This is a genomic window from Kitasatospora sp. NPDC005751 (genome assembly GCF_040630835.1).
Classification (GTDB): domain Bacteria; phylum Actinomycetota; class Actinomycetes; order Streptomycetales; family Streptomycetaceae; genus Kitasatospora.
The window spans coordinates 1-4,037 of the sequence record NZ_JBEXYC010000142.1; the positions used below are offsets into that span (position 1 = coordinate 1).

Genomic DNA, 4,037 nt, shown 5'->3' on the forward strand with positions numbered 1-4,037 from the left:
CACTGCGCACCCTGACCCGCGAACACGAACGCCGTCCGACCACCCGAACGGGCAACCCCCGACACCACCCCGGCCGCACCCGACCCGGCCACCAGACCGCCCAGCCCCGACACCAACTCCTCACGACCACCACCGACCACCACCGCCCGGTGCTCGAACACCGACCGCGTCACCGCCAACGACCACGCCACACCCACCGGATCCACCGACGACCGCGCCGACACCCACTCCCGCAACCGGCCCGCCTGAGCCGCCAGCCCCTGCGCCGACCGACCCGACACCACCCACGCGGTGGACCCGCCGGGCACGACCACCGCGGGAACGACCGGAGCCGGAGCCGCCTCGGTGGCGACCGGAGCCGGGGCCTCCTCCAGGATGACGTGCGCGTTGGTACCGCTCATCCCGAACGACGACACACCGGCACGACGCACCCGGTTCTCGGCCGACCACGGCACCGCCTCGGTCAGCAGCTCCACCTCACCGGCCGACCAGTCGATGTGCGGCGAGCGCTCGGCGGCGTGCAGCGTCGCCGGCAGCTCCCGGTGCTGGAGGGCCAGCACCATCTTGATCACACCGGCCACACCGGCCGCGGCCTGGGTGTGCCCGATGTTCGACTTCACCGACCCCAGCCGCAACGGCCCCCGGCCGCCCCGCTCCTGGCCGTAGGTGGCCAGCAGTGCCTGCGCCTCGATCGGGTCGCCCAGCGGAGTCCCCGTGCCGTGCGCCTCCACCACGTCTACCTCGTCAGGGCGGACCCCGGCGTTCGCCAGCGCCGCGCGGATCACCCGCTGCTGCGAGGGACCGTTCGGCGCGGTCAGACCGTTCGACGCACCGTCCTGGTTGGTCGCGCTGCCGCGGATCACCGCGAGCACCCGGTGCCCGTTGCGCTGCGCGTCCGACAGCCGCTCCACGACCACCATGCCCGCGCCCTCGCCCAGGCCCATGCCGTCGGCCTCCGCCGAGAACGGCTTGCACCGGCCGTCCGGCGCCAGCCCCATCTGTCGGCTGAACTGGTCGAACAGCAGCGGGTTGGCCGCCACCATGACGCCGCCCGCCAGGGCCAGCGTGCACTCCCCGGAGCGCACCGCCTGCGCGGCCAGGTGCAGCGCCACCAGCGACGAGGAGCAGGCGGTGTCGACCGTCACCGCCGGGCCCTCCAGGCCCAGCACGTACGACACGCGGCCGGAGACCACGCTGGTCGAGATCCCCGTGACGAGGTGCCCGTCCAGCTCGCCCTCCAGCCCGGAGCTCCAGCCGTAGCCGGAGGCGGAGGCGCCCGCGAACACGCCGGTCGCCGAACCGCGCAGCGACGCCGGGTCCAGTCCGGCCCGCTCCAGCGCCTCCCAGGCCACTTCGAGCAGCAACCGCTGCTGCGGGTCCATCGACACGGCCTCGCGCGGGCTGATCCCGAAGAACCCCGCGTCGAAGCCGGTCGCGTCGTAGACGAAGCCGCCCGCCCGGACGGGCCCGCCGTCGGCCGCGTCGGCGGTGTCCTCGATGACCCAGCCCCGGTCCTCCGGCAGCACGGAGATGGCGTCGGTCCGGGCGGTCACCAAGTCCCACAGCGCCTCCGGGCCGGTCACCCCGCCCGGGTAGCGGCACGCCATGCCGACGATCGCCAGCGGCTCGTCACTCGCCGCCGCCACCACCGGAGCACTCTGCGCGCCGTCGGGGACGCCGGCCAGCTGCACCAGCAGGAACTCGGCGGCGGCCGTGGGGGTGGGCGCGTCGAACATCAGCGTGGCGGGCAGCTGCAGACCGGTCGCGGCGCCGAGCCGGTTGCGCAGCTCCACCGAGGTCAGCGAGTCGAAGCCCAGGTCGCTGAAGGCCCGGGTGGCCTCGACGGCCTCGGGCGACGGGTAGTCCAGCACGGAGGCCGCCTGGGTCTGCACCAGGTTGACCAGCAGCCGGTTCTGCTCGATGCGTGACAGGCCGGCCAGCTGCCGCCGCCAGGACGCGCTCGCGTCCGAGCCCGCGGCCGGGTCGGCCCCGCCGCCCTCCGGCAGGTCACCGGCCAGGGCCTGCCGGACCTCGGGCAGGTTCTCGATCAGCGGGCTGGGCCGGCGCAGCGTGAACGGCGGGGCGAACCGCGCCCAGTCGATGTCGGCGACCGTCAGCTGGGGCTCGCCGCCGTCCAGGACCTGGGCCAGCGCCTGGACGGCGTGGTCCTTGTCCATGACGATCAGCCCGCGGCGGCTGCCCTGGGCGGCACCCGCCTCGTCGGTCATCCCGCCGCCGCCCCACGAACCCCACGCCACCGAGGTGGCGGTCAGGCCCTGGGACCGGCGGTGCTCGGCCAGGCCGTCCAGGAAGGTGTTGGCCGCGGCGTAGGCGGGCTGGAGACCACTGCCCCAGGTCGCCGCGATCGAGGAGAAGAGCACGAAGGCGTCCAGGTCCAGGCCCCTGGTCAGCTCGTCCAGGTGGACGGCCCCCGAGGCCTTGGCGGCCAGCACGGCGGCCGTCTCGGCCAGGTCGGTCTCGTGCACGGTGGTGTGCTGGACGACACCGGCGGCGTGCATCACCGCGGACAGCGCGGGGCCGGTCGCGGCGATCCGGTCGAGCAGCCCGGCCAGGTCGGACCGGTCGGCCGCGTCGCAGGCGACGACGTCCACGTGGCTGCCCCGGGCCGCCAGTCCGGCGACCTTCGCGGCCAGACCGGCGGCGCCGGCCCCGGACCTGCTGGTCAGCACGAGCCGCTGCGCACCGCGGTCGGCCAGCCAGCCGGCCACGTGTCCACCGATCGCGCCGGTGCCTCCGGTGACCAGGACGGTTCCGGTCGGCGTCCACTGCTCGGCGTGGGCGCGGGGCCGGTCGGCCCGGCCGAGCCGGCGGCCGAAGACCGCGGCCGGACGGATCGCGACCTGGTCCTCGCCGCACCCGGCCAGCACGGCGGCCAGCCGTCCTGCGGCCTGCTCGTCGAACGCGGCCGGAAGGTCGATCAACCCGCCCCAGCGGTCGGGGTGTTCCAGTCCGACGACCCGGCCGAAGCCCCAGATCTGGGTCTGCAGCGGGTTCGTCAGCGCCTCCTCCGGCGTCGCCGCGACGGCGCCGCGGGTGAGCACCCACAGCGGTGCGCCGATGCCCGCGTCGCCCAGCGCCTGCACCACGGCCAGCGTGGCGGCGAAACCCCGGGTGACCGCCGGGTACTCGGGCACCGGTGTCTCGTCCAGGGCCAGCAGCGACACCACTCCGGCCGGCACCTCGTCGCCCGGCAGGGCCCCGCCGATGACGGCGGCCACGTCCTGCCGGTCCGTGACACCGGCCGGTACCTCGGCGACCGTGACATCGGCGCCACGGGCGGTCAGGGCCCGGACGCAGTCCTGCGTCAGCTCGTCGTCTGCCCGGTCGGCGAGCACCAGCCAGCGGCCGGTGAGCGCGGTCGGAGCGGGGTCGGCGACCGGCGCCCAGGTGACGCGGTAGCGCCAGTTCTCCGTCGCCGACCGGTCGAGCTCGCGGCGGCGCCACGAGGTCAGCGCCTCCAGGACCTCGCCGAGCGAGCGGCGGTCGTCCAGCTCCAGCTCCTCGGCGAGGTGCGCCAGGTCGCCGCCCTCGACGGCGGCCCAGAACCGGGCCTCGACGGCCGTACTCGCACCGTCGCCTCCGACCGGGACGACGGTCGCGGCCGAGGGCTCCAGCCAGTACCGCTGCTTCTGGAAGGCGTAGGTCGGCAGCTCCACCACCTCGGCGGCGGGCAGCACAACCTTCCAGTCCACCGCGAGACCGCCGACGTAGGCCTGGGCGAGCGAGGTGAGGAGTCGGGTGGCGCCCGCGTTGTCGCGCTCCAGCGAGCCCACCGTCAGGACATCGGCGACACCGGCGTCCTCGGCCGTCTCCGCCACCGCCGCGGTGAGGACCGGGTGCGTCGACACCTCGACGAACGAGCCGTAACCACCACCCAGCAGCGTACGGACCGCCTCCTCGAACCGAACCATCCGCCGCAGATTCGCGAACCAGTAGCCCGCGTCCACCTCCGTACCGGACAACCACTCGCCCGTCACCGTCGAGATCATCGGAACACGACCCGCCCGCGGCACGAT

At 75.0% G+C, this 4,037-nt stretch carries 1 protein-coding gene; it reads right to left on the minus strand.

Annotation, left to right across the window (positions count from 1 at the left end):
• Nucleotides 1-3,998, minus strand: a 3,998-nt coding sequence (locus ABZ497_RS36630; protein ID WP_359812441.1) for an SDR family NAD(P)-dependent oxidoreductase, incomplete at its 3' end; no start/stop codon positions are given.
• Between the last annotated feature and the right edge of the window lie 39 nt (nucleotides 3,999-4,037).